This window comes from Latilactobacillus sakei, assembly GCA_002953655.1.
In the GTDB taxonomy this organism is placed as follows: domain Bacteria; phylum Bacillota; class Bacilli; order Lactobacillales; family Lactobacillaceae; genus Latilactobacillus; species Latilactobacillus sakei_A.
In genome coordinates this window covers 1-25,102 of the sequence record CP025839.1, presented here as the reverse complement: position 1 = coordinate 25,102, position 25,102 = coordinate 1, and the positions used below count along the sequence as shown (strand labels likewise).

Below are 25,102 nucleotides of genomic sequence, written 5' to 3'. Positions count from 1 at the left end.
CCCTTTTTGGTTAACGAACCTTTTGGAAAATCTTCGCTAGAATCCACAAAACAACGCCGCTAATCAAAGCGATCAAACTGACTTGCCAAGCATAATCCAAGACGCTTGTGGCGTAGTTAATAATCACTGTATTGAACTCACCGGCACGTTGGGCAACTTCTTCAATCAAACCACTGAATTTAGCTGTTTCAGTCCCTAAGAGGAGGAATAAGCCACTCCAAGCAAGTGCTGCGCCTAAACTCCCGAATAGGTAGCGGAACTTCCCACTGACCGCGTATTGGACGATTAATAAGACGATTCCCATAATAATCGCAATCCACATCCCGATGTTAACAACACTCGTCATAACGGCCAGTTCAGAAACCATTGGGGTTAGATACGGCGTTTGAATTTGATCATTTAAATACGTCTTCAATGGTGGTTGAACCGCGGCGACCGCCGTTTTGACTAACGCTTGTTCAATGGGGTTGCTAGGAATAGCTGCCGTTAAATTCCCGGCCATTTGTTCAACCATTTGATCACTGTCTAATGGCCGATCCTTGAATGCATAGATATTCTTAACGGTCTTGGTCATATCCGTTTTAACATCCGCGGTTGAGAGCAATTGGACTTGAACCGATTGCGGTAAACCATTTTTTTGCGCCGCATCTAATAAAACTGTATTGAATTCGTTTGTCACGAGTTTCAAGGTCTTCGGCTGATTAAGTTGTTCTTGGGTAAACGATTCTTTTAAGACGGTTTGATTTAAAATAATGCCGCCAATCCCAAAGAAAGCGCAGCAAAAAATTAAAAAAGTCAGAAAGCGACTAAGACCCTTATTCGGTCTTGTCGTCCTTGTTGTTTGGTCCAGTCGACTCATATTGGTCATTATATTTTCCTTTCGATTTTACAGTTATCCTTAAATTTTAAGACTAGGCATATCAATTATTAAATGCTACAGTGAGTATATAGTATCGTTCACAGGAGGCACTTCAATGATCACTAATCTATCCATTTTATATATTTCGCTGGCCGGTAATACCCGTTCATTTGTTACCGATTTGCAAGACTACGCCCAACAACAACATACCACTAATCCGGCCCTACCAACGATTAAGTTGACCGAAATTTCAGACGCCACACCTCTTAAAGATGAAACAGCACCCTTTTATGCTTTTGTGCCCACCTATTTGGATGGTGGTAACGGTATCGACAACGGCGTCAAAGAATTGATGACCAACAGCTTAGGCGAATATATCGCTTATGGGCATAATGCTGATTTATGTTACGGCGTGATTGGCAGCGGTAATCGTAATTTCAACGAACAATACTGCTTAACCGCCAAACGCTATGCCGAACAATTTAACGCACCCTTCATCGCGGATTACGAACTTCGTGGTAACTCACGCGATGTTGGTCGGATCTACATGTTATTAGTCGCTAATGCGCAAAAACACGCCTAAAGTTTCAAATTAGCGGGTAACGTCGTAATTAAATCAGTCGGTTGGGTCACAATTTGGACCGCACCGGCTTTTTTTAGTTCAGCGATACTCCCGAAACCATAACTGACACCAACAGCTGCCATTTCATTTTGTTTGGCACCAAGGATATCATTTTGGCGATCACCAACCATCAAGAGTGGTTCGGTCTTCGTTGATAAACCGAGTTCTGCCAACGCATAAGTAATGACGTCCGCTTTTTTAACCCGCGTTGTTTCATCAACACTGGCACCGTAAACACCGCTAAAATAAGGCGTTAATTCTAAGTGATCGATAATCTTCTTAGCAAAGGGTTCCGGTTTAGACGTTGCAATCGCTAATTGTAAATCTTGGGCTTGCAAGGCGGCTAATGTTTCGTGCATCCCTGGATAAAGCTCATTTTCATATAAGCCTTTAGGCGCATAATATGCTTGGAACGTTTTAATCGCCTGTTGTGTGGCCGCTTCATCCAAACCAAAGACCTTCATAATCGTTTCGTTAAGGGGTGGCCCAATAAAACTAATTAATTGGGCTGTCGTTTGCGTTGGCAAAGCCAGTTCCTCAATCATATACTCTAAGGCATTAATAATCCCTTTTTGTGAGTCAGCAATCGTACCATCTAAATCAAATAAAACGGTTCCTTTTGTCATCAGTTTTCATCCTCAATCTCTTTGAATATACTTTATTTTAGCATACTATTTTAGCCTTAAACTTTCCTTATCCTTTTTTTCATAAATCTATAAAGCGCGCTTCACAAAATCTTCACATTTACCCCTTATAGTTACAAGTATAGAAAAGCGATACTTTTCTATTTCATACTACTTAACTTTTTCATTTTACTCCTCCAAAGTAAAATACTGGTGAAGCGCGCTTCACCGTACAGATTATCCCCCCAAAATAATCTGTAGAACCCTTACTCCTTTTTAGATCTTCGGATCTGCAAAAAGTCGGTCCCCCCAAGACCGGCTTTTTGTTTGCATAAAAATAGCTAGCAGTTGACCAATATCGGTTCAATCGCTAGCTATTTTTTATTTCAGATGAGCCTGCATAAATGTGACGGTGTCCAGTTGTGCCTCGTCAGATACTTTATGTTGACCGTTATTTTCAGTCGTTAATGTAACTTGTTTTGTTGCTGGGGTTTCATCTTCTGTAATCTGCGTGATGAAATCAGCAGTAAATTGATAAGGCACCATTGGATCAGCTGTTCCGTGATAAAAATGGAGTGGGCGACCCGCTAAACGACTGGCATTCAATGCTAAATCATAATCTGCCAAATCTGCGAGTGTCGTTTCAATTTGATCTTGGTACCGTTCTTGAATCGATTGTGGTAGTTGACTGGTTTGCCATTTAGCAAACGCTACTGGCATTGGTGAGCCAATCTTGTCAACACCGACTTTAACGTTGGGATAACGGGCTAAAATGGCATCCGTTGTAATCCCCCCCATTGATGTGCCAGTGACGCCCAGGCGTTCTGGGTCAACTAAGCCTTCTGCTTGTAAGGCGGTAACTAATGGCCCGAATTCATCGACTGATTGCATCACAATCTGCCAGAATTCAAACATCAACTCTGAAAACATTTGGCTACCGTGGCGTTTACCATGACATTTGGCATCTGGTAAAACAACCCGAAAACCTGCTTTAGCGAGAAAGTTAGCCAACATCAATTCAGATTCCTTACGATGCGTCCAACCGTGATAGACAAATACCGTTGGTAACAAGGTTTGTTCTTGCCCACTTGGCGTCACAATTAATGTGCTAACGGCGCCAAATTGGCGTTCTTCGATACTAATCATTCATCTGTCTCCCTCTTTTTAATTTCCCGGGCAATACTACCCAAAGAAAGTGCCGGTAATCTTATAACGACGTTTGATATAGATCCGGACTACGATTAATAATGCCGCAATCACGATTTGAATCCAGGCTGGTAAGACGGGGTTCATGAAGGCCGGAATTAAGATTGTCACCCCATAAGCAGCGACAAAGGCCAAGGTTAAACCGACAACGATTAATGCCATCTTCCAAAATGGTGGGCGTTGTTCTTTAGGCATTTGTGTATAGCGCATTGGATAGGTCATGATAACGCCGGCCATCGCAGCGGTAATCACGATTGAGGTAATCCCAATCATTGCATTTGAGTTCTTACTTGAAAATTGCGCGGCAATCCCGTTGAAAGCTAAATACATAATTAAGAAAATCAACGCATTATCCAGCATTTGTAATTTTAAACTCGTTTTAACGGGTGCTTTTGGGGCATGTAACAGTTGATTAATCTTTGTGCTAACTGGCCCGTAAATTTGCGTTGCGGGTTGTCCTTTGTGCTGTGCTTCAAGCATTTCCGGTAACATCTCAGCAAGCATTTCGGCTTGTTTTTCGGCTGAAACATCTTCTTCTTTTAAAGCACGCTTGAATTTAAATAAATAGTCCGCGTTTTTCTTACTTAATTGTTTGCTGAGCGCATCAACATCGACTTGCTCTGTTTCTACTGCTGGTTCTGTCTTAGCCAATTGTTCTCCTCCTCAAATTAAACGTTGAATCTGAATTCGATAATATCGCCGTCTTCGACCATGTATTCTTTACCTTCAAGCCGTAAACGACCAGCTTCTTTAACAGCTTGCATTGAACCGTATTGATCAAGGTCAGCAAATGAGACTGTTTCGGCCCGGATGAAGCCCCGTTCGAAGTCGGAATGAATCACACCGGCTGTTTGTGGGGCTTTCATGCCTTGACGGAAAGTCCAAGCACGGGTTTCCTTGCCACCAGCGGTAAAGAAAGTTGCAAGACCTAATAAGTGGTATGAAGCACGGATTAATTTATCCAAACCTGATTCAGTAACGCCTTCTGCTTCTAGGAATTCAGCTTTATCAGCGTCATCTAATGAGGCGATTTCTTCTTCAGTTCTTGCTGAAATCGCAATTACTTCTGCGCCTTCTTTAGCTGCAAAATCTTGAATTTGTTTAACGTAATCAACACTATCAGGATCGGCCATCGCATCTTCAGCGATGTTGGCAACGTATAGGACGGGTTTTGATGTTAATAGGAAGAAACCTTTAACGATCTTAGCTTCGTCTTCGTTAAATTCGATTGAACGAACTGAGCCGCCTTCTTCAAGAACGGGTTTGATTTTCTTTAAAACTTCGAATTCAGCCAAAGCTTCTTTGTCCTTAGTACGAGCAATCTTTTCAACCCGCGCATAACGCTTTGTGACGCTTTCTAAGTCAGCTAAACTAAGTTCTAGGTTAATTGTATCGATATCATCTAACGGATCCACAGTCCCTGTTACCGACGTGATATTATCATCGTCAAAAGCCCGGACAACATGTACGATGGCATCCACTTGACGAATATTTTCCAAGAATTTATTTCCTAAACCTTCACCCTTGCTAGCGCCTTTAACAATTCCGGCGATATCGGTAAATTCAAAAGTCGTTGGAACAATCTTCTTAGCGGGAATAATTTCTTGAATCCGGTCTAAACGTTTGTCGGGTACTTCAACCATCCCAACGTTAGGATCGATAGTCGCAAATGGGTAGTTCGCCATTTCGGCACCGGCCTTAGTAATGGCGTTAAATAAAGTTGATTTTCCGACGTTGGGTAACCCAACAATTCCTGCAGTTAATGACATAGTTTTTTACACTTTCCTTTACGTTAAAAATTAGTTTGATTGGGACCTTTTGACAACAATTGATAATGTGGTTCCGTTGTTACATCAACATCGGCTGCTACTACCAACACTTTCTTTTGCTTCTTTTCAAATTCCCGGCGGGGCAATAAGACCGCGTGCCCGCAGCCCATACATTTAATTCGAATATCCATCCCTAAACGGACCACTTCGAAACGATTGGTCCCACAGGCATGCTGTTTTTTCATCTGAACGAGATCGCCTAATGCATACATTACAAATGTCTCCTTAATCTAATCAATATTGACATCTAGTAAAGCCAAGATTCGGTTTAAATCTTCTACCGTGCCGTAGTCAATTTCAATTTTACCCCGGCCTTTACTGTTCATCGCAATATTGACTTTGGTATCGAATTTATCGACTAATTGGTTTTCACTCGCTTGAATGTAAGGTGATTTAATCTTAGTCTTAGCGACTTTAGCCGCTTTGGTTTGATTCATTTGGTTGACGAGTTGTTCTAATTGGCGCACCGTTAAGCCTTCGGCAATCGTCCGCTTAGCGAGGGCGCTAATTTGACTCTTTTTCTTCAATGATAAAAGCGTCCGCGCTTGTCCCATTGAGAGTTGGCCTTCTTGCAACAATTGCTTAACATCTGCTGGTAAGCCCAATAGACGTAAGTAGTTGGCAATGTAAGGGCGACTCTTACCTAAGCGTTCTGACACTTCAGCTTGCGTTAAGTTTAACTTCTTCAAAAGGGTGTCGTAGGCTTGTGCTTCTTCCAGCGGTGTTAAATCTTCCCGTTGAAGATTTTCTAAGACCGCAATTTCCATCATCGCTTCTTCATCGAATTGACGGGTAATGGCTGGGATCGTAGTTTTACCAGCTAATTTAGAAGCGCGGAAACGGCGTTCACCAGCGATTAATTCGTAACCATTAATGCTTTTACGCACAATAATCGGTTGGAAAACGCCAGATTTTTTAATGGAAGCAGCAAGTTCTGCTAGTGCTGCTTCATCAAACGTTTTACGTGGTTGATAAGGATTGGGACGAATATCCTCGAGGGCAAGCTCTTCAACGAGTTCATCCGCACGATTCTTATTGGGTCCCTCGAATGCTGAAAAAACAGCTTCGAGTCCTCGACCGAGTCCTTTACCATTTTTATTGACCATTAGCTGCTAACACCTCCTTGGCTAATTCTTGATAAACTTCAGCCCCACGAGATTTAGGATCATAATCAATGATTGAAACCCCATGACTGGGTGCTTCCGCTAATCGTGTATTGCGTGGAATAATTGTATCGTAAACGCGATCGCCAAAGTACTTGCGCACTTCTTCAATCACTTGGGCCCCTAAGTTTGTTCGGGCATCATACATCGTTAATAAGACCCCTTCAATTGCAAGGTTCGGATTAAAATGCTTCTGTACTAACCGGACCGTATTTAATAATTGGCTCAAGCCTTCTAGCGCATAGTATTCGCTTTGGACTGGAATCAAAATTGAATTGCTAGCCGTAAAGGCGTTGATTGATAGTTGTCCTAATGAAGGCGGACAATCAATCAAAACGTAATCGTAGTCATTTAAAACGGCTTCTAAACCAAGTTTTAAACGCATTTCACGGGCCATTTGGGCCGTTAGTTCAATTTCTGCACCGGCTAATTGAATCGTCGCCGGTACAATATCAACGTGCTGATGATTTGTTTTCAAAATCGCTTCTTTAATGGGAATTTCATCGACTAAAACATCATAAATATCTTTTTCAACTTGTGACTTTTGAATCCCGATACCGCTCGTTGCGTTACCTTGTGCATCAGAATCAATGATTAACACTCGGTGACCCGCATCTGCTAAACAAACCGCTAAATTAATAGTCGTTGTTGTTTTACCAACCCCGCCTTTTTGGTTTGCAATTGAAATAACATGCGCCATAATGTGCCTCCCTATTTCTTAGGAATTTCGATTGTAATCCGATAAACGTCTTTTTGATCGTCTTCGACTGCTGAAACTGGAATCCCACTTTGTTCAATCAATTCAATTGATTTTTTGATGGTATTAACAGCCACTTTCGTGTCACCTGTCGTCATTTCTTTCTTAGGCGCCTTCTTCTTGCCAGCCTTCTTAGGTGTTTCTGTTGATTCTTCAGTGGTTGCTGTTTCTTCTTCGACAACCGTCGCTTCTTCTTCAACGGCTGGTTCTGGGTTAATGATTGAAGCGACTAGCGCTTCTGTATCCTTAACCGTTAATTGTTCCGCTAGGATTTGGTGTAGGACCATTTGTTGGTTGAATTCATCTAATTTCAACAAACTCCGACCATGACGTTCTGAAATTTCATGATTCATGATGGCTTCTTGAACTGGTTGTGAGAGTTTCAATAGTCGTAATTTATTAGCGACAAATGATTGGCTCTTACCCATTTTTTCAGCCAAACTAGCTTGGGTGAAGCCATTTAACTTCATGAGGTTTTGGTAAGCATCTGCTTCTTCAACTGCCGTTAATTCTTCCCGTTGGAGGTTTTCAATCAAGGCCATTGAAGCTGTTTCGTGATCATCCATCTTTTGAACGATTGCTGGTAATTCCGCCCATTTTAAGGTTTGAATAGCTCTAAAACGCCGTTCACCAGCGATGATTTCAAACTTTTGATCTTCATATTCTCTTAAAACAATTGGTTGTAATAAGCCGTGTTGTTCAATGGTACTTGCCAATTCACTAATATGATCGGTATTGAAAACCTTCCGTGGTTGGAACCGGTTCGGTACAATCGCAGCAACTGGCACCATTACCACCTGATTAATACTTGTACTTGTCTCTTCTTTTTTCTTACCAAAAAATGAAATTGCCATTATTTTTCCTCCTTAGCCCTTAATGGTTTTTTAACCGGCACACCCGCGCGCCGTGGATATTTATCGGGGGTTGATTGAACCTTGTCGATAATCACTAAATGTCTGGGATCGTTAGTTTCGGGTAAGTTAAACGCGATATCTTCTTTTAACTGACCACCTAACGCCTCAATTGCAAAAGCAGCTTCCGCTAATTCGGTATCACTTTGACTCGCCTTTAAAGCGACAAACTGGCCGCCCACTTTAACAGCTGGTAAACAGAATTCCGCTAAAACATTCATCGGTGCGACCGCCCGAGCTGTCACCATATCAAATTGTTCGCGATATGGCCGCTTGACTTGGCTGAATAATTCAGCCCGATCATGCACGAGTGTCACATCAGTTAACCCTAATTCGGCCACTAATTCTTCTAGGAAGTGAATCCGTTTATTTAATGAATCAACAATCGTCACCTTTAATTGAGGGAACAGAATTTTCATCGGTAATGATGGGAACCCGGCACCGGCACCGATATCACAAATATTGAGGGGCATCGTTCTCAATGATTCCAAATATAAGGTTGGGGCAATCGAATCAAAGAAGTGTTTTAAATAAACGGCTTCTTTTTCTGTAATCGCCGTTAGATTAACGTTTTGATTGGTAGCCACTAACCGTTCGAAATAAATTTCAAACTGGTCTAATTGTTTTTGTGAAACATCAATTTGATGTTCTTTCAATGTCGCGACAAATGTCTTTGGTGTCATTGCTTCTCCTCTTATTACTAACCTAATTATGTGCTGAATCCGTGGAACATTCATTGTTTCACGTATACAATTCAGTTTAACGTAAGTAAGTCTAAAAAACAAGGGACGGCTACCAATCGATTCCGTTTCATGTGGAACAACTTTTTTCCGAATATTAAGAACATTTTATAGCGTTATTCGTTTTAACATTCAGTAAGTAAGCAGTTTTATCAAAATGTGGCGCCTACCATATTGATTAAAGGCGAACTATCGCCAGTTTATGCGATTATTATATTCGTTTTTTAGTCATATTCTAATTGAAGTCACCCAAAGCGTGTGCTAAACTGGATATTAAATAAATTTTAACCTATAGATATGGAGGGACACCTGTGGCAGATTTCCAGTCCGACTCAGCACGTACTATTGAACCAGCTCCAAAGCTTTCTCATATTAAAGCGGCCATCTTAGGCCTGCAACATCTTCTAGCAATGTATTCTGGTGACGTCCTAATTCCATTATTAGTCGGCGCAGCACTTCACTTTAACGCCGCACAGATGACTTACCTTGTCTCTGTCGATATTTTCATGTGTGGGATTGCCACGTTACTCCAATTAAAACGAACACCTTTAACCGGGATTGCTTTACCCGTCGTCTTAGGCTGTGCGGTCGAATACGTCGGGCCACTAACGGCTATTGGGACTAACAGTCAATTAGGGATTGACGTGATGTACGGTAGTATCATTGGTGCGGGGGTCTTCATCCTCTTAATCTCTGGGGTGGTTGCCCGCTTACGCTGGCTATTCCCACCAATCGTTACTGGTTCATTGATTACTTTAATCGGCTTCACCTTAATTCCCGTTGCCTTCCAAAATCTTGGTGGTGGCGATATTACTGCTAAGTCATTCGGGAGCGTCCCAAACTTAATCGCTGGCTTTTCAACGATTGTCCTGATTTTAATTTTTAGTATCTGGGGCCGCGGCTTTATTCAACAAATTGCGATTTTAATTGGGATTATCGGTGGGACATTAGTCGGCGCTGCTGTCGGCTTAGTTTCACTTGATCCAGTTGGGCAAGCTAGCTGGTTTAAACTACCAGAACTCTTCTACTTCGGTACGCCACGGTTTGAATGGACGTCAATCGCATCAATGTCATTGGCAGCTTTAACCACGATGATCGAATCAATCGGTGTGTTCTTCGCGCTTGGCGAAATCGTCGGTCGTAACATCACAAGTAATGACTTAAAGCGCGGCTTCCGCGCTGAAGGGTTAGCCGCAATCTTAGGTGGCTTGTTCAATACCTTCCCTTATTCAACCTTCTCTCAAAACGTTGGGATTGTGCAATTATCAGGCATCAAAACAAAGAAACCTGTTTACTATTCAGCTTTCTTCCTCATCTTCTTAGGGCTCTTGCCTAAGATTGGTGCGGTTGCCACGATTATTCCAACCTCAGTTTTAGGGGGCGCAATGGTCGTTATGTTTGGGATTGTTGGGATTCAAGGGATTAAAATGCTCCACAAGGTTGATCTTGAAGACAACCGTAACCTCTTAGTTGCAACCCTTTCAATCGGTATGGGCCTTGGGATTGCTATTCACCCAACCTTACTACAAGCTTTACCAGCTAGTGTGCAAACCATTCTGGGTAACGGCTTAGTTGTCGGTAGTTTAACAGCAGTGATCTTAAACCTCCTCGTTAACTATCGCTCATTAATTGCAGCAAAACAGCAACAATAAGCACATAAAAAAGCGTCAGACAAATTAATTTTTGTCTGACGCTTTTTTCGTCCTATTTAAAATGTGTTCTGTAACCCATATCCTGAAGGTTACGACGCACTCTTGATCTAAACGTGCTTTTTCAGGCATATTGTTGCGGTTAACTACGTCCCGCAAACAATCGACTGCGTCGCTTATTCACCGAGCTGTACTAATGCTCAAAGTCAAACCGTTTCAAACATACTCTCTCTTTTTAATATTCACCTTGCGAGTACGATATCGACGAGAACTTATTATAGGTTTTAACAAATAACAGCTTAACCGTGCCCCGCGCGCCGGCCCGGTTTTTTTCGATAATCACTTCAACCTCACCGACATCCGCGTTTTCCGGATCTGGTGCTGGTTGACTGCCACCATCTTCGCCGTCTTCACCTGGTTCATCGCGATAATAATCATCACGATACAAGAAAGCCACGATATCGGCATCTTGTTCGATTGAACCTGATTCACGAATATCCGATAATACTGGTCGTTTATCCTGACGTTGTTCCACGCCACGAGAAAGTTGAGATAAGGCAATCACGGGAACCCGTAATTCCTTCGCTAACTTTTTCAATTGCCGTGAGATTGCTGAGACTTCTTGTTGCCGATTTTCTTGACCAGAACCTTCAATCAGCTGCAAATAATCAATGACAATCAGGCCGATGCCATCTTTTTCTTTTGCTAAGCGCCGACATTTAGCCCGAATTTCAGCCATTTTCACGCCGGGTGTATCATCGATATAAATATTGGCTTTTGACAAACTGCCCATCGCAATAATCAGATTTTGCCATTCTGATTCTTCAAGTTGACCAGTTCTTAAATGGTTGGCATCAATACTACCTTCTGCACACAACATCCGGTTAACCAATTGTTCGGCACCCATTTCCAAACTAAAAATAGCGACGTTTTCGTTGGTCATTTTGCCGATATTTTGTGCGATATTCAAGACAAAGGCGGTCTTCCCAACCCCGGGACGGGCTGCTAAGATAATCAATTCATCTTCATGTAAACCAGCTGTAATCTTATCGAGATCGGGATAGCCGGTTGAAAGGCCGGTAATACTTTCTTCTTCTTGATAGAGCTTATCGATATGTTCGATCGACGTGGTTAAAACGTCTGAAATCGATTTAAAACCGGCTTTGTTTTGCTGTTCAGAAACCGCCATGATTTCTTGTTCAGCCGTATCCAAGATATCGGTTACGTCTTCATCTTGCGCGTAACCCTTGGCGACAATATTTTGTGCCGTTTGAATTAAGCGTCTAAGCATCGCTTTTTCAGAGACAATCTTCGCGTAATAAACCACGTTAGCGGCGGTGGGAACTGCGTCGGCTAATTCAGCCAAATAACCAATCCCACCAATATCTTCCAATTGGTTGCGGGCGTCAAGTTCACTCTTAATCGTCACCGCATCAATGCCTTCGCCCCGTTCATTCAGTTCGACCATCGTTTCGAAGATTAGGCGGTGCGCCTTACGATAGAAATCATCGGCAGTCACGTATTCCATCGCTTCAACTAATGCGTCGCTACTAATGAAAACCGCGCCTAAAACCGCCTGTTCCGCTTCATTATTCTGCGGTGGCGTATGTTCGATTAGTTCATTATTCACCATTTTATCTCCTTTTAGATCGTTTGCGTTATTGCATCTAGTTTACTTAAATTTTGCTCAGGATACAACTATCACCATAATAAAAGACCGTGACTTTGATTGCAATCACGGTCTTTTGGACAATTGAAAAATTTATTCTGCGACGATGTGCACCCGAATTGTCGCTGTTACATCTGGGTGAATCCGCACGTCAACATTGCGATAACCAAGTGCTTTGATTGGTTCTGGTAAATCAATTTTACGTTTATCAACTTTGATTTTGTATTGTTGTTCTAAGGCTTGTGCGATTTGTTTGCTTGGGATTGAACCGAATAAACGGCTGTCTTCGCCAGCTTTAGACTTCACTTCAACAATTGTTTTATCGTCTTCAATCTTCGTCTTTAAAACTTTAGCTTCTGCTAATTCAGCAGCGGCATTCTTAGCTTCAGCGTGTTGTTGGCCTTTTAAAGCACTGACAGCAGCTGTGGTGGCTGGTTTAGCCTTACCATTTTTAATTAAGAAGTTTTGTGCGTAACCATCTGGCACGTCTTTCACTTGGCCTTTTTTACCTTTACCGCGTACGTCTTCTAAAAAAATAACTTTCATTACGTTTACCACCTTTTTAATTAATCGTTAGTTGCGTTTTCTTCCGCTTCTTCTGGATCGAATAATTCGGCCAGAACGGCTAATAACTTAGCTTTGGCTTCTGAAACCGTCGCATCCTTCAATTGGGTTGCTGCGTTAGATAAATGACCACCGCCACCCAATTTTTCCATAATCACTTGAACATTGACGTCCCCTAAACTACGGGCCGAGATGGCAATCATGCCGTCTGGGCGTTTCACAATAACGAAGGCCGCTTCAATGCCGGATAACGACAAGAGGGTATCGGCTGCTTGGGCTGCAATAACGGGATCATAACTGCGATTGTCTTCCCCCATACATAATGCCATATTGTCCTCAACCATTTCAATGGTTTCAATCAAATGATTCTTTTGAATATAATTATCGACGTTTTCTTTTAACAGATGTTGGACCATTGATGCGTCCGCCCCGACAGACCGCAAATAACTAGCGGCATCAAACGTCCGCGTCCCGGTCCGCATTGAAAACGACTGCGTATCAACCGTAATCCCGGCTAACATCGTGGTTGCTTCAAACTTATTAATATTGGCCACGTTTTGTGGTTGGTATTCAAACATTTCCGTCACTAACTCACACGTTGAAGAAGCGTAGGGTTCGATATAAACCAACATTGGGTTTTCTGGGAACTCTTCGCCACGACGATGGTGATCAAGCACAATCGTCCGCTGCGCTAATTTCTCATACAATTTAGGTGCCATCGTAATTGATGGTTTAGAATGATCGACCATTACTAATAAGCTATTAGCTGTTGCTTTTTCCACTGCTTCTTCAGGAGAAAGCACTTCGACCGCAATTTCCGGATAGCCTTTAACTTCTTCCAACAAGCGTTGAATATCGGTGTGAATATTATTTTGATCAACCACGACATAACACTTCTTGCCATTCATTTCAGCAATCCGGCGAATCCCAAAGGACGCACCGAGTGCATCCATATCAGGCCGAATATGCCCCATGACAAAGATTGAATCGACCTGCTTGAAAACTTCCTGCAAGGCTTGCGAAATCATGCGTGCACGCACGCGGGTCCGTTTTTCCATCGGGTTGGTTTTACCACCGTAGAACCGGGCTTGACCATCGTTGGCCTTAACGACCACCTGATCACCGCCACGGCCCAGGGCTAAGTCTAGATTACTCTGAGAAGTCGTTGCTAAAACGGCTAAATCAGATTCCCCATAGGCAAAGCCAACACTCAAGGTTAACGGGAAGTTTTGTTTTGAAGTTTCTTCACGGATCTCATCGAGAATCTTAAACTTCTCTTTTTCAGCCGCGTGGAGCGACTTGGCGTAGGCGAGGACGAAGAAATGATCGTCATCAACCCGTTTTAAGAACATCTGGAACTGATTAGCCCAACGAGATAGTTCGTTAGTAACATAATTATTCAGATTAGAAATAGCCTGATCATCCATTGTTTGAGTGATTTCGTCATAATTATCTAAAAAGACTTGGCCGATTGCAACTTGTTCGTCTTCATAACGATCTTCAATCGCTGCATAACGCGTGATATCGAGGAGGTAAACCACCCCGATACTTTCTTGGATGATAATCTGGAATTGGTTATCGCCCCAATGAACCAGCTTGGTTTCATTGGAATCTTCATTTTGAACAACTAACTCAGCCAATTCTGGATCGACTTCTTTAATTGTCTTGCCCAGTACTTCCTTATTACCTAAATACTGTTGCAAAAATGGATTAGTCCATTGAATTTCACCTTTTTCATTATAAAGCAAAATTCCGATGGGCATCTTAATTAAAGCCTCTTGTTCGCCCCGTTTAATCCGGTAGGACAAATCTGAGACATACTTGGCAGTATTTTCCGTGACCGTCTCAATCGCGTATAAGACGGTGATTAAAGTCCCAATTAAGAGTACGAACAAAATCAAAGCGATCAGCCAATTTAACATCGCTGCAAAAATCAGGCTGACAACAGTGAGTCCCAACAAGACTAGGGCTACTGTCCGCAAGCGCGCATCATCTAAAAACTGCGGTAATTTTAATTGCTTAATTTTATTTTTCATGTAAACTCCTTAACTCTAAAGAAACAAGTATTTTAGGCAGTACATCTTGATTTGAACAACTTGGTTCTTTACTAAATCTTAAAGAATCATACTTCATTCTAGCACAAATGCCGATTAAAAACCGCTCTCAGCCCGCAATTTAATCCCATGTTCGCCTCTTGGAAACTAAAAAAGCCACCAACCAAGTGAACTTGGTTGATGACTCTAAAATTAATTTTTAGTCTTCTGTAACGAATGGTAATAAGCCCATGATCCGTGCGCGTTTGATTGCAATTGTCAAACGACGTTGGTTCTTAGCACTTGTACCAGATACCCGACGAGGTAAAATCTTACCACGTTCTGAGATAAAACGTTTCAATAAATCAGTGTCTTTGTAGTCGATATATTCGATGTGGTTAGCAGCGATAAAATCAACCTTACGACGACGACGGTTGCCGCCTCTTCTTTGTTGAGCCATTGAAAGTTCCTCCTTCCAAAACAGTTTATTTTAGAAAGGTAAGTCATCATCCGAAATATCAATCGCTTGACCATTATTTGCAAATGGATCGGCTTGAGTGTTATTTGCAGCTGGTGCGTTACCCGTTTGTTGAGGGCTGGTAAATCCAGATTGTTGGCTACCATTGCTTTGATTACTATTAAAGTTCTGACTTGCGCCATCACCTTGCCGTTGCTCTGTTGTTGTCCGTGATTCTAACAATGAGAAATTATCGACAACCACTTCAGTCACGTAAACCCGTTGACCTTGTTGATTTTCATAATTTCTAGTTTGTAGACGGCCATCAACCCCTACTAATGAGCCCTTTTTAGTAAAGTTAGCGAAATTTTCCGCTGATTTACGCCAAATGACACAATTAATAAAGTCCGCTTCACGATCACCATTAGCGTTCGTGAATTGCCGGTTAACTGCCATTGAGAAAGTCCCAACTGCAGCACCACTAGAAGTGTAACGTAAGTCAACATCGCGTGTTAGCCGACCAACGAGTACAACTCGATTAATCATTCTGTCAGCTCCCCTCTATTCAATATTACAATTCAAAATTAGTCTTCGCGTTTAACGATCATATGACGTAAAATTGCGCCATCAATCTTAGCTAGACGATCAAATTCGTTTAAAGCTTCATCATTATCAGCTAAAACATTTACGATATGGTAAATGCCTTCGTGTTGATTGTTGATTTCATAAGCTAAACGACGTTTTGACCAGTCTTTTGAATCAACCACTTCAGCACCGTTGTCTTTTAAGATGCCGTCGAAACGGTTGACAAGGGCTGTTTTACTTTCTTCATCAAGTGTTGTTGAGATGATATAAGTAACTTCGTATTTTGATTGAGCCATGACTGTTCACCTCCTTATGGACTTTAGGTTCTTACCTGTGTAAGAACAAGGAGTAACTGACTAATATGACTATTAGCCTCACGATTTAGACCCTGTGCCTAAATCACAGATACTCACAAGATAAAAGTCTATCATAAATAGCACGTAAATACAAACTTAAAAAAATCGTTTTTGCTAACACGCTTGTTAATCCTTACAAGTGTAATTACGCAAAAACGATTTTTATTTTTTTAAATTAGTCGTTATTTGGTTCGTTTTGATCCGCTTCAGCACGGGCTAATAAATCATCAACTTGTGCTAAGCCAGCGTCCGTCACGTTTTCAGTTGGCACTGTTGGTTCAGTCGTTGCATTTTGTGTGTCAGGTTCATCTGGTTCAGCTTCGACTTTGGCCATGGTTGCCACCTTGGCTTCATCATCCACGCGGATCAAGCGCACACCAAGTGTTGCCCGACCAGTTTGTGACACGTTAGCCACCTTGAAACGAATCAAGACGCCGGTATCAGTAATCAAGAGAATGTCTTCTTCACCGGTTACTGCTGCAATCCCGGCTAATGGGCCATTCTTTTCAGTGATATTGGCAGTCTTAATCCCTTTACCACCACGACCCTTGATTGGGTAATCGCTAACGGCTGTTCGTTTCCCGTAACCTTTTTCAGAAATCACTAAAATTTCTTGGCCCGGAATCAATAAGTCAGAACCAACCACATAGTCGCCTTCGCGTAAACGAATCCCACGAACGCCGGCTGCTGTCCGGCCCATTGAACGCACGGCTGTTTCGCTGAAGGAAACAGCGTAACCATTATGCGTCCCGATAAAGATGTTTTGTTGCCCATCAGTCATTAAGACGTTGCTCAACTCATCATCTTCATGCAAGGTCAATGCTTTTAGACCATTGCTCCGGATATTGGCGAATTCGCCAACGGCCGTCCGTTTAACCGTCCCTAAGCGGGTAATGAAGAACAAGGCTTGTTCAGGCTTGACTTCCTTACCGATATTAACCACGGTTTGAACACGTTCATCCGAATTAATCCCTAAGAGATTAATAATTGGAATCCCTTTAGCTGTGCGACCGTATTCGGGAATTTCATACCCTTTAGCGCGGTAGACTTTCCCAGTGTTGGTAAAGAAGAGCAGCACTTCATGCGTTGAAGTTGAGATTAAATGTTCGATGAAATCATCATCGTGGACACCCATCCCTTGAATCCCACGGCCGCCACGATTTTGAACTTTAAATTCACTCGCTGGCAAGCGTTTGATGTAGCCATTATGCGTTAAGGCAATCACGACGTCTTCTTCTTCGATTAAGTCTTCATCTTCGATACTGAGGACTTCGCCGACCAATAATTCAGTCCGACGTTTGTCGCCAAATTTACTTTGAATTTCTAACAATTCATCATAAATAATTTTCTTAATCCGTTCTGGTTTGGCTAAGATATCTTTCAAATCAGTGATCAACGCCATCAAATTATTGTATTCATTTTCAACTTTGTCACGTTCCAAACCGGTTAAACGAACGAGGCGCATATCCAAAATAGCTTGGGCTTGTTTGTCTGATAACTCATAGCGTTCCATTAACAAGACTTTCGCAGTATCGCCTGTCTTTGAACTCCGAATGATTTGAATAATAGCATCGATATGATCTAATGCAATTCGCAAACCAGCCAAGATATGGGCTCTTGCTTCAGCCTTTTTCAAATCAAATTCAGTCCGACGACGAATCACTTCTTCTTGATGCACTAAGTAGTGTTCAAGAATTGATTTTAAGCTTAAGACTTTTGGTGCACCGTTAACGATGGCCACCATGTTGAATGAGAATGAGGTTTGTAATGGTGTGAGTTTGTAGAGATTATTTAAAATCACTGAAGCACTCATATCACGGCGAACATCAATCACAATCCGCATCCCATCACGATCGGATTCATCGTTTAAATCGGTGATCCCTTCAAGACGCTTGTCCCGTGCTAATTCGGCAATTCTTTCGACCAATTTTGCTTTGTTGACCATGTAAGGAATTTCAGTCACGATAATCCGTTCGCGGCCGTTTTTCTTAACTTCAACATCGACTTTGGCCCGCAACGTAATCGTACCTTTACCGGATTCATACGCATGGCGAATGCCAGATTTACCCATTACTAACCCGCCAGTTGGGAAGTCAGGTCCTGGTAGAGCATCCATCAAGTCAGCGGTTGTGGCATCAGGATTATCCATCAAAATATGGATGGCACTGATCACTTCAGCCAAGTTATGCGGTGGAATATTGGTCGTCATCCCGACCGCAATCCCGGTGGCCCCATTGACTAACAGGTTCGGGAAGCGCGCTGGTAAGACAGCGGGTTCGCGTTCTGATTCATCATAGTTAGGCACATAATCGATTGTATTTTTATTGATATCGCGTAACATTTCAACAGCCATTTTACTCATCCGGGCTTCGGTATAACGCATCGCAGCCGCGCCATCACCATCGACAGACCCGAAGTTCCCATGACCATCAACTAACATGTAACGATAACTAAATTCTTGCGCCATCCGCACCATTGCTTCATAAATCGCTGAATCACCATGTGGATGGTACTTCCCCATAACGTCCCCAACGATTCTGGCGGACTTCTTATAAGGTTTTTCAGGGGTAACCCCTAATTCACTCATCCCGTATAAAATACGGCGTTGTACGGGCTTTAAACCATCACGAACGTCTGGTAAAGCACGGGCAACAATGACACTCATTGCGTATTCAAGGAATGATTTACGCATTGTTTTAGATAAATTGACGTTTTCAATCCGACCATCTTGGCCATTTTCGTTTGCCATTAATCTATTAAACCCCTCTCAGTCAGTCTTCATTGATCAGTAGATTTCTACGCATCAATACTCTTTGGATCCATATATACGGCATTTTCTTCAATGAAGAGACGTCGTGGTTCAACGCGATCGCCCATTAACATTTCGAAAATTTGGTCTGCTTCTTCAGCATCTTCCACGTTAACGCGGAGCATCCGTCTGTTTTCAGGATCCATCGTTGTTTCCCATAATTGGCTGGCATCCATTTCACCTAACCCTTTGTAACGTTGGACTTCTGGTTTAGGACTTGGTTGTAAGGTGCCTAAGACATCTTGCAATTCTTCATCAGAATCGATATAGCGCATCATCTTACCTTGTTTAACTCGGTACAAAGGTGGTTGCGCAATATAGACGTAGCCAGCTTCAACGATTGGGCGCATGTAACGATAGAATAACGTCAATAATAACGTCCGGATATGGGCGCCATCGACATCGGCATCGGTCATGATAATCAATTTATGATAACGGGCTTTTTCGACATCAAATTCTTGTCCAAAACCTGTTCCCATGGCCGTAAAGAGCGTCCGAATTTCTTCATTCGCTAAGATTTTTTCCATGCTAGCTTTTTCAACGTTCAAGATTTTCCCACGAATTGGCAAGATGGCTTGCGTTAAACGTGAACGACCTGATTTTGCTGAACCGCCGGCAGAATCCCCTTCGACGATGAATAATTCTGAGATTTCAGGATCTTTACTACTATTATCAGCTAACTTACCAGGTAAATTAGAGATTTCAAGACCATTTTTCTTGCGGGTAACTTCCCGCGCACGTTTAGCTGCTAAACGTGCTCTGGCAGCCAAGGAGCCTTTATCAACGATTTGACGGGCAATTGATGGGTTTTCCATCAAGAACTTCGTGAAGTGATCTGAGAACATCCGATCAGTGACTGAACGCGCATCTGCATTCCCTAACTTCGTCTTAGTTTGCCCTTCGAATTGAGGATCTGGATGTTTAACCGAGACAACAGCCGTTAACCCTTCACGAACGTCTTCCCCTGAAAGGTTCGCATCATTTGCTTTGAAGATATTTTGCTTTGTTGCGTAGTCGTTAATGACCCGCGTTAAGGCCGTCTTAAAGCCGGATTCATGCGTCCCACCTTCATAGGTATGGATATTGTTGGCAAAGGTTAACAAATTGGTCCGATAATCATTCGTATATTGAAGCGCCACTTCAACGGTAATCCCGTTTTGTTCGCCTTCAACATAGATCGGTTCATCAAGAAGGGTTTCCTTCTTTTCGTCTAAGAATTCAACGTAACTCTTAATCCCACCTTCATAGTGGAATTCAAGTTTTTCATGGGTATCAGCCCGTTTGTCAGTAAACGTTAGTTTTAAGCCCTTATTCAAGAATGCTAATTCGCGAATCCGGGTCGTTAAAATTTTATCGTCATAGATTGTCGTTTCCGTGAAAATATCAGGATCTGGCACGAAATGGACTTTAGTCCCATGTTCATGTTCAGGTGCGTCGCCAATCATTTTCATTGGTGTTTGAACTTTCCCACGTTTGAAATCGATGTAATAACGCTTGCCGCCTTGTGTAACCACGGCGTCTAATTCGGTTGACAAGGCATTCACGACTGAGGCCCCAACACCATGCAACCCACCAGAAACTTTGTAGCCGCCGCCGCCAAATTTACCACCGGCATGCAAAATCGTAAAGACGGTTTCTAACGCTGATTTACCCGTTTTGGCTTGAATCCCAACTGGAATCCCCCGGCCATCATCAGTCACCGTAATACTATTATCAGGTTCAACGACGACGTTAATTTCTGTCGCAAATCCAGCGAGTGCTTCATCAATCCCGTTATCAATAATTTCCCAAACCAAATGATGTAACCCTTGAGAACTAGTGGTCCCAATGTACATCCCTGGTCGTTTACGAACCGCTTCGAGTCCTTCTAAGACTTGAATTTGGCTCGCATCATAAGATTTGGCCCGTTCTTCTTTTGCCTCAATTTGGGCTTGTGTTTCTTTGTTCAATTGATCATCTGCCAAGAAAAATACCTCCATTTGATCGTCTTATTATGCCAACTATTCTGCCTGTTCTTCTGTAACGACCCCGTTAGTAACTGTAAACACGCGCGGCGTCGCAATTATTTCTTTTTTTACATTCTCTAAACTAGTTGTCGTGAGAAATGTTTGGACTTTATTTTGGAACGTCTTCAACAAATGTGTTTGGCGTAAATCGTCTAATTCCGACAACACATCGTCCAGTAATAAAATCGGGTATTCCCCGGTTTGGGCCTTCATCAAGTCAATTTCAGCCAATTTGACACTCAACGCGGTTGTCCGTTGTTGCCCTTGGGAACCAAAGGCCTGCACATCCTTATCGTTGACCAAAAATTGAACATCATCGCGGTGGGGTCCAATCAACGTCGTGCCTTGTTCAACCTCACGGGTTTGTTGTTTCTCATACAAGGTTTGAAATTGTTGATAGAGTTCTTCGACACTTTGATCTAACTGCTCTTCTGGAATTTGACTTTGATATTTAAACGTCAAGACTTCCCGATCCTTGGTAATCTCCTGGTGCAATTTTTGGGCCCATTTTTCCATTTGTTGGAGAAACTGGCGCCGGGCCACGGTCACTTCCGCCCCGTAAGCCGCTAATTGATCAGATAAAACACCTAAATAAACAAGGTCCTTGGCTTGGCGCCGTTGGAGCTGTTTTAGATATTGATTACGTTGTTTCAGAATTGATTTGTATTGCGAAATATTATAGAGATACTTGCTACTCATCTGCCCAAATTCCATATCAATGAAATGCCGTCTCACAGCAGGCGACCCTTTAACGATGTTTAAATCCTCCGGTGCAAATAACACAACGTTTAGCTGACCAATATATTGTGATAATTTGGCCTGTTCTAAATGATTGACCTTCGCCTTTTTACCTTTTTGGCTTAAAACAAGCTCTAGCGGGGTTTTCCCTGCCGCACGCTGGACCAGCCCGGTAATTTTAGCGAAGTCTTCATGCCATTGAATTAATTCACGATCCGTATTCGTGCGATGTGAGCGGGCCAAGGCTAAAACGTAGATTGCTTCTAGTAAGTTCGTTTTCCCCTGCGCATTTTCACCAATCAAGACGTTCGTATCCGGTGAAAAGTGCACATCAACTGATTCATAATTACGATAATGATTCAGCTGCAGTTCGCTTAGATACATGGCTACCTACAATCTTTCTTGTTGTTTAACGATGAATTGGCCGTTATCGGGGACTTCAATGACATCCTCTGGATATAACTTCCGGCCACGTCGGTCATCAGGTTCGCCGTTGACTAAAACCGTATTTTCTCTTAGGAACCATTTGGCTTTGCCACCTGTTTCAATAATGCCGGCTTCTTTTAGGAGTTGTCCTAATGTGACGAATTCAGCCTCAAGTTTAATTTCTTGTGTCATATTAACCCACCATTCTTAACGATATTAATTACTGGTAAAATAACGATCCGTTATACCTAGTAATTATAGACTTTTTTAGCGCTAAAAACAAATAAACATGGTTAAAATGCTTTCTCAGCGTTTTTAACAAAATTACCCCTCTCCTACTAGAAATATCTTAAACCGCTGTAACCGAATTTATTTTAATTCTAGTCCACAAAAAAACGCCTCTCATCGAGGCGTTTTTGAATTGTTATTTAATTTTAGAATGTCCGGACCGGTGTGATCAATTGAATGTAGTGTTCTTGATCTTCACTTGGGACCAAGGTAAATGGTCGTAAAGCAGCCGTAAAGTTAATCACGATTGTTGTTTGGCCAAATGACCGTAAAGCATCCTTCATATAATCTGGGTTAAATGAAATTTCAAGCGATTCACCCGTGAGGTTTTCAAATTGAAGCGCTTCTTCAACATTCCCCACATCTGGTGAATTACCATAGATAATCGCGGTGTTCGCCTCTGTATCGAGCGTTAAACGGACAACGTTGTTGCGACTTTCGTGGGATAACAATGACGCCCGTTCGATAGCGGCCAATAAGACTGGCGCGTTGAATTCGATTTGGGTACTTGATGAAGTTGGAATTAAGCGCGCTGTATCAGGATAGTTACCTTCTAACAAGCGTGAATAAAAGGCTAAGTTGCCAGCTTTGAAGAGGACTTGGTTTTCAGCAATCCGAATTTCAACGTCTTCAGCATCATCTGCAAGCGTTCTTGAAAGTTCTACCAAACTCTTACCAGGAATGATGACGTCGTAATTGGCATCGCTTGGAAGGGCAACTGTTAGTTTCCGTTGGGCTAAACGATGGCTATCTGTCGCAACAGCTAACATTTCGCCATTGGCTAAGACCAAGTGCACCCCAGTCAAGATTGGGCGACTTTCTTGATTAGAAACCGCAATGACGGTTTGGTGAATGAGTTGTTTCAAAACATCGGTGCTGATACTAAAGGTATTTTGACCTGCAATTTCAGGAAGGTGTGGATAACTATTAGCATCTAAACCATTGATGGTAAATTCTGATTTACCGGAGCGAATCGTTGTTTGGAAATTATTTCCAACTGTAATTCGCATTTGATCTTCAGGTAATTTTTTAACAATTTCACTAAAGAAACGTGCTGGTAATACAATTTCGCCAACTTCTTCGACAACTAATTGATTTTTTTCATCTGTGGCTGACAAAGTGGCTTCAATGGAGATATCGGCATCACTACCGGTTAACGTCAAGCCTTCTTGCGATAGGACCAGTTTAAGACCGGTTAGGATTGGAATCGTTGTTTTAGCTGAAATGGCCCGTTGCACATCGTTGAGTGTTTTGATAAATAGGGCGCGGTTAATTGAAAATTTCATAGGTGCTACCTCCGAGGATGAATATTATATATATATATTAAAAGATTTTAAAGTAATAGTAGTAGGGCCTGTGGAACCTGTGGATAAGTAATAAAAGCTAAGAATCTCATAGTTTTCCACCTGTGGATAAAATGTGGGGAATCCTTAGGATAACTGCTGGCTTTATCCACAACCCATTTTTAAGATTTCATCGTGTTCTTTAAATCCAAAATAGCATCTTTTAGATTTTGATCGGTTGTCAAACTTTGACTAATTCGTTCATGAGCGTGCATAACGGTTGTATGATCTTTTCCACCAAATTCTTGGCCGATTTTAGGTAAAGAGCTGTCGGTCATCTCGCGGGCAAGGTACATTGCGATTTGGCGCGGTAAGACAATCTCTTTGACCCGCTTACGGCCCTTAAGATCGGCAACGGTTAAACTGTAATACTTAGCAACGACCGATTGAATCTTGGCAATCGAAAGCTGACTAGATTTACCGTTGAGTTTCAAGCCTTTGAGTGCATCAGCGGCTAGACTGGTGGTAATCTCGGCGTTTTGCATTGTTGCGTAGGCTTGGACCCGGACGAGTGCCCCTTCTAATTCCCGGACGTTGGAATCGATTTGGCCAGCAATATAACTGAGCGTATCTTCTGGAATTTCCAGATGTTCTGCATCGGCTTTATTTCTTAAAATCGCAATTCGTGTCTCAAGATCAGGTGGCGTGATATCGACTGGTAACCCCCATTTAAACCGAGAAACTAAGCGTTCTTGCAGCTTGGGAATCTCGTTTGGGAGGCGATCAGAGGTCAACACAATTTGTTTTTTATCATTATAGAGATCATTAAACGTATGGAAGAATTCTTCCTGTGTCCCTTCTTTATCAGCGAAAAATTGAATATCATCCACTAATAAAAGGTCGACATTGCGGTATTCTTGTCTAAATTTCTCTTGATTCTTTGTTTGAATCGAATTGATAAAATCGTTGGCAAAAGCCTCACTCGTCACGTATTTAACGTTTGTTTCGGGTTTTGATTCGAGTAATTGGTGACCAATTGCCTGCATCAAATGGGTTTTACCTAAACCGACCCCACCATATAAGAAGAGGGGATTGTATAAGACACCAGGTTCTTCGGAAACCACCAAGGCCGCAGCATGGGCCATTTGATTACCTTTCCCAGTGACAAACGTATCAAATGTATATTTACTATTTAAATGCGTTTCGCGTAAAAAGGTTGGCGTTTCAGCCTTCGTTAAGACGTGTTCTTCTTCTGGTTCAAGCGGTGTTAGGTTGTCAGATTCACCAGGTAACACAAAAATAGGGGTCAGCTCGATTTCCGCAAACTCATAGGCCCCTTCAACGACTTTAGTCGCCAAATTATTTTCCCAGTATTCTTTGTGCAAGACAGAAGGCACTTCAATTAGTAGTTCGTTAGCTCTAAAAGCAAGCGGCTTAGCGGTTTTAATCCAAGCGTTAAAGCCAACCGTGGTTAGATCGGTTTGGAATTTTTCTTGCAGATAATTCCAAAGTTCCTGAAGATCAGGCAT

The 25,102-nt window shown here is 42.3% G+C and carries 24 protein-coding genes; 2 read left to right on the top strand and 22 right to left on the bottom strand.

Annotated features, from left to right (window positions below; all coding sequences use genetic code 11):
• Positions 1-10: 10 nt before the first annotated feature.
• Complete coding sequence (locus tag C0213_00120) at positions 11-868, bottom strand: hypothetical protein (protein ID AUX10913.1); 858 nt, start codon at positions 866-868, stop codon at positions 11-13.
• A gap of 106 nt (positions 869-974) precedes the next feature.
• Between C0213_00120 and C0213_00115 the strand changes: the two genes are divergently transcribed.
• Positions 975-1,442 carry a ribonucleotide reductase assembly protein NrdI gene (locus tag C0213_00115; protein ID AUX10912.1) on the top strand — a complete coding sequence of 156 codons (468 nt, stop codon included), beginning with the start codon at positions 975-977 and terminating at the stop codon, positions 1,440-1,442.
• Here the strand turns inward: C0213_00115 and C0213_00110 are convergent.
• From C0213_00110 to C0213_00070, 9 genes are all read right to left on the bottom strand, one after another.
• Complete coding sequence (locus C0213_00110; protein ID AUX10911.1) at positions 1,439-2,107, bottom strand: haloacid dehalogenase; 669 nt, start codon at positions 2,105-2,107, stop codon at positions 1,439-1,441. The two genes, C0213_00115 and C0213_00110, sit on opposite strands and share 4 nt — an antisense overlap.
• A gap of 378 nt (positions 2,108-2,485) precedes the next feature.
• Complete coding sequence (locus C0213_00105) at positions 2,486-3,250, bottom strand: lipase (GenBank protein ID AUX10910.1); 765 nt, start codon at positions 3,248-3,250, stop codon at positions 2,486-2,488.
• A 36-nt stretch (positions 3,251-3,286) separates the two neighbouring features.
• The gene (locus C0213_00100) at positions 3,287-3,961 is read right to left on the bottom strand and encodes a DUF1129 domain-containing protein (GenBank protein AUX10909.1); all 675 of its coding nucleotides are present in this window, start codon (positions 3,959-3,961) and stop codon (positions 3,287-3,289) included.
• Between the two features lie 17 nt (positions 3,962-3,978).
• Positions 3,979-5,079: a redox-regulated ATPase YchF gene (locus C0213_00095; GenBank protein ID AUX10908.1), complete on the bottom strand. Its 1,101-nt coding sequence runs from the start codon at positions 5,077-5,079 to the stop codon at positions 3,979-3,981.
• Positions 5,080-5,102: 23 nt separating this feature from the next.
• A complete protein-coding gene (locus tag C0213_00090; protein AUX10907.1) occupies positions 5,103-5,351 on the bottom strand; it encodes a DUF951 domain-containing protein in 249 nt (82 codons plus the stop codon).
• Between the two features lie 18 nt (positions 5,352-5,369).
• Positions 5,370-6,245 (bottom strand): chromosome partitioning protein ParB, encoded by an 876-nt coding sequence (locus C0213_00085; GenBank protein AUX10906.1) that lies wholly within the window; start codon positions 6,243-6,245, stop codon positions 5,370-5,372.
• Complete coding sequence (locus C0213_00080; protein AUX10905.1) at positions 6,235-7,002, bottom strand: sporulation initiation inhibitor Soj; 768 nt, start codon at positions 7,000-7,002, stop codon at positions 6,235-6,237. Before C0213_00080 ends, C0213_00085 begins: the two co-directional genes overlap by 11 nt.
• 11 nt (positions 7,003-7,013) lie before the next feature.
• Positions 7,014-7,913, bottom strand: coding sequence for a nucleoid occlusion protein (gene noc / locus C0213_00075; GenBank protein ID AUX10904.1), 900 nt, complete (start codon positions 7,911-7,913; stop codon positions 7,014-7,016).
• Positions 7,913-8,653, bottom strand: coding sequence for a 16S rRNA (guanine(527)-N(7))-methyltransferase RsmG (locus tag C0213_00070; GenBank protein AUX10903.1), 741 nt, complete (start codon positions 8,651-8,653; stop codon positions 7,913-7,915). The genes noc and C0213_00070 overlap by 1 nt, the downstream gene beginning before the upstream one ends.
• Positions 8,654-9,021: 368 nt before the next feature.
• Between C0213_00070 and C0213_00065 the strand changes: the two genes are divergently transcribed.
• Positions 9,022-10,362 carry a Uric acid permease PucJ gene (locus tag C0213_00065; protein AUX10902.1) on the top strand — a complete coding sequence of 447 codons (1,341 nt, stop codon included), beginning with the start codon at positions 9,022-9,024 and terminating at the stop codon, positions 10,360-10,362.
• 232 nt (positions 10,363-10,594) lie between these two features.
• Here C0213_00065 and C0213_00060 read toward each other — a convergent pair whose 3' ends face one another.
• The 12 genes from C0213_00060 to C0213_00005 all read right to left on the bottom strand — a co-directional run bounded on the left by C0213_00060 (position 10,595) and on the right by C0213_00005 (position 25,102).
• On the bottom strand, positions 10,595-11,992 hold the full coding sequence (locus tag C0213_00060; GenBank protein AUX10901.1) for a replicative DNA helicase: 1,398 nt from the start codon (positions 11,990-11,992) through the stop codon (positions 10,595-10,597).
• Positions 11,993-12,121: 129 nt separating this feature from the next.
• Entirely contained in the window at positions 12,122-12,574 is a 453-nt protein-coding gene (locus C0213_00055) for a 50S ribosomal protein L9 (protein ID AUX10900.1), read from the bottom strand.
• Between the two features lie 20 nt (positions 12,575-12,594).
• Positions 12,595-14,628: a hypothetical protein gene (locus C0213_00050; protein AUX10899.1), complete on the bottom strand. Its 2,034-nt coding sequence runs from the start codon at positions 14,626-14,628 to the stop codon at positions 12,595-12,597.
• A gap of 217 nt (positions 14,629-14,845) precedes the next feature.
• The gene (gene rpsR, locus C0213_00045) at positions 14,846-15,085 is read right to left on the bottom strand and encodes a 30S ribosomal protein S18 (GenBank protein ID AUX10898.1); all 240 of its coding nucleotides are present in this window, start codon (positions 15,083-15,085) and stop codon (positions 14,846-14,848) included.
• A 30-nt stretch (positions 15,086-15,115) separates the two neighbouring features.
• On the bottom strand, positions 15,116-15,628 hold the full coding sequence (locus tag C0213_00040) for a single-stranded DNA-binding protein (GenBank protein AUX10897.1): 513 nt from the start codon (positions 15,626-15,628) through the stop codon (positions 15,116-15,118).
• A gap of 38 nt (positions 15,629-15,666) precedes the next feature.
• The gene (locus tag C0213_00035) at positions 15,667-15,963 is read right to left on the bottom strand and encodes a 30S ribosomal protein S6 (protein AUX10896.1); all 297 of its coding nucleotides are present in this window, start codon (positions 15,961-15,963) and stop codon (positions 15,667-15,669) included.
• Between the two features lie 235 nt (positions 15,964-16,198).
• Positions 16,199-18,772: a DNA gyrase subunit A gene (locus C0213_00030; protein AUX10895.1), complete on the bottom strand. Its 2,574-nt coding sequence runs from the start codon at positions 18,770-18,772 to the stop codon at positions 16,199-16,201.
• Between the two features lie 47 nt (positions 18,773-18,819).
• The gene (gene gyrB / locus C0213_00025; GenBank protein ID AUX12776.1) at positions 18,820-20,781 is read right to left on the bottom strand and encodes a DNA topoisomerase (ATP-hydrolyzing) subunit B; all 1,962 of its coding nucleotides are present in this window, start codon (positions 20,779-20,781) and stop codon (positions 18,820-18,822) included.
• Between the two features lie 51 nt (positions 20,782-20,832).
• Entirely contained in the window at positions 20,833-21,960 is a 1,128-nt protein-coding gene (locus C0213_00020) for a DNA replication/repair protein RecF (protein AUX10894.1), read from the bottom strand.
• 6 nt (positions 21,961-21,966) lie between these two features.
• On the bottom strand, positions 21,967-22,194 hold the full coding sequence (gene yaaA / locus C0213_00015; protein AUX10893.1) for a S4 domain-containing protein YaaA: 228 nt from the start codon (positions 22,192-22,194) through the stop codon (positions 21,967-21,969).
• A gap of 242 nt (positions 22,195-22,436) precedes the next feature.
• Positions 22,437-23,576 carry a DNA polymerase III subunit beta gene (locus C0213_00010; GenBank protein ID AUX10892.1) on the bottom strand — a complete coding sequence of 380 codons (1,140 nt, stop codon included), beginning with the start codon at positions 23,574-23,576 and terminating at the stop codon, positions 22,437-22,439.
• Between the two features lie 179 nt (positions 23,577-23,755).
• Positions 23,756-25,102: a chromosomal replication initiator protein DnaA gene (locus C0213_00005; GenBank protein ID AUX10891.1), complete on the bottom strand. Its 1,347-nt coding sequence runs from the start codon at positions 25,100-25,102 to the stop codon at positions 23,756-23,758.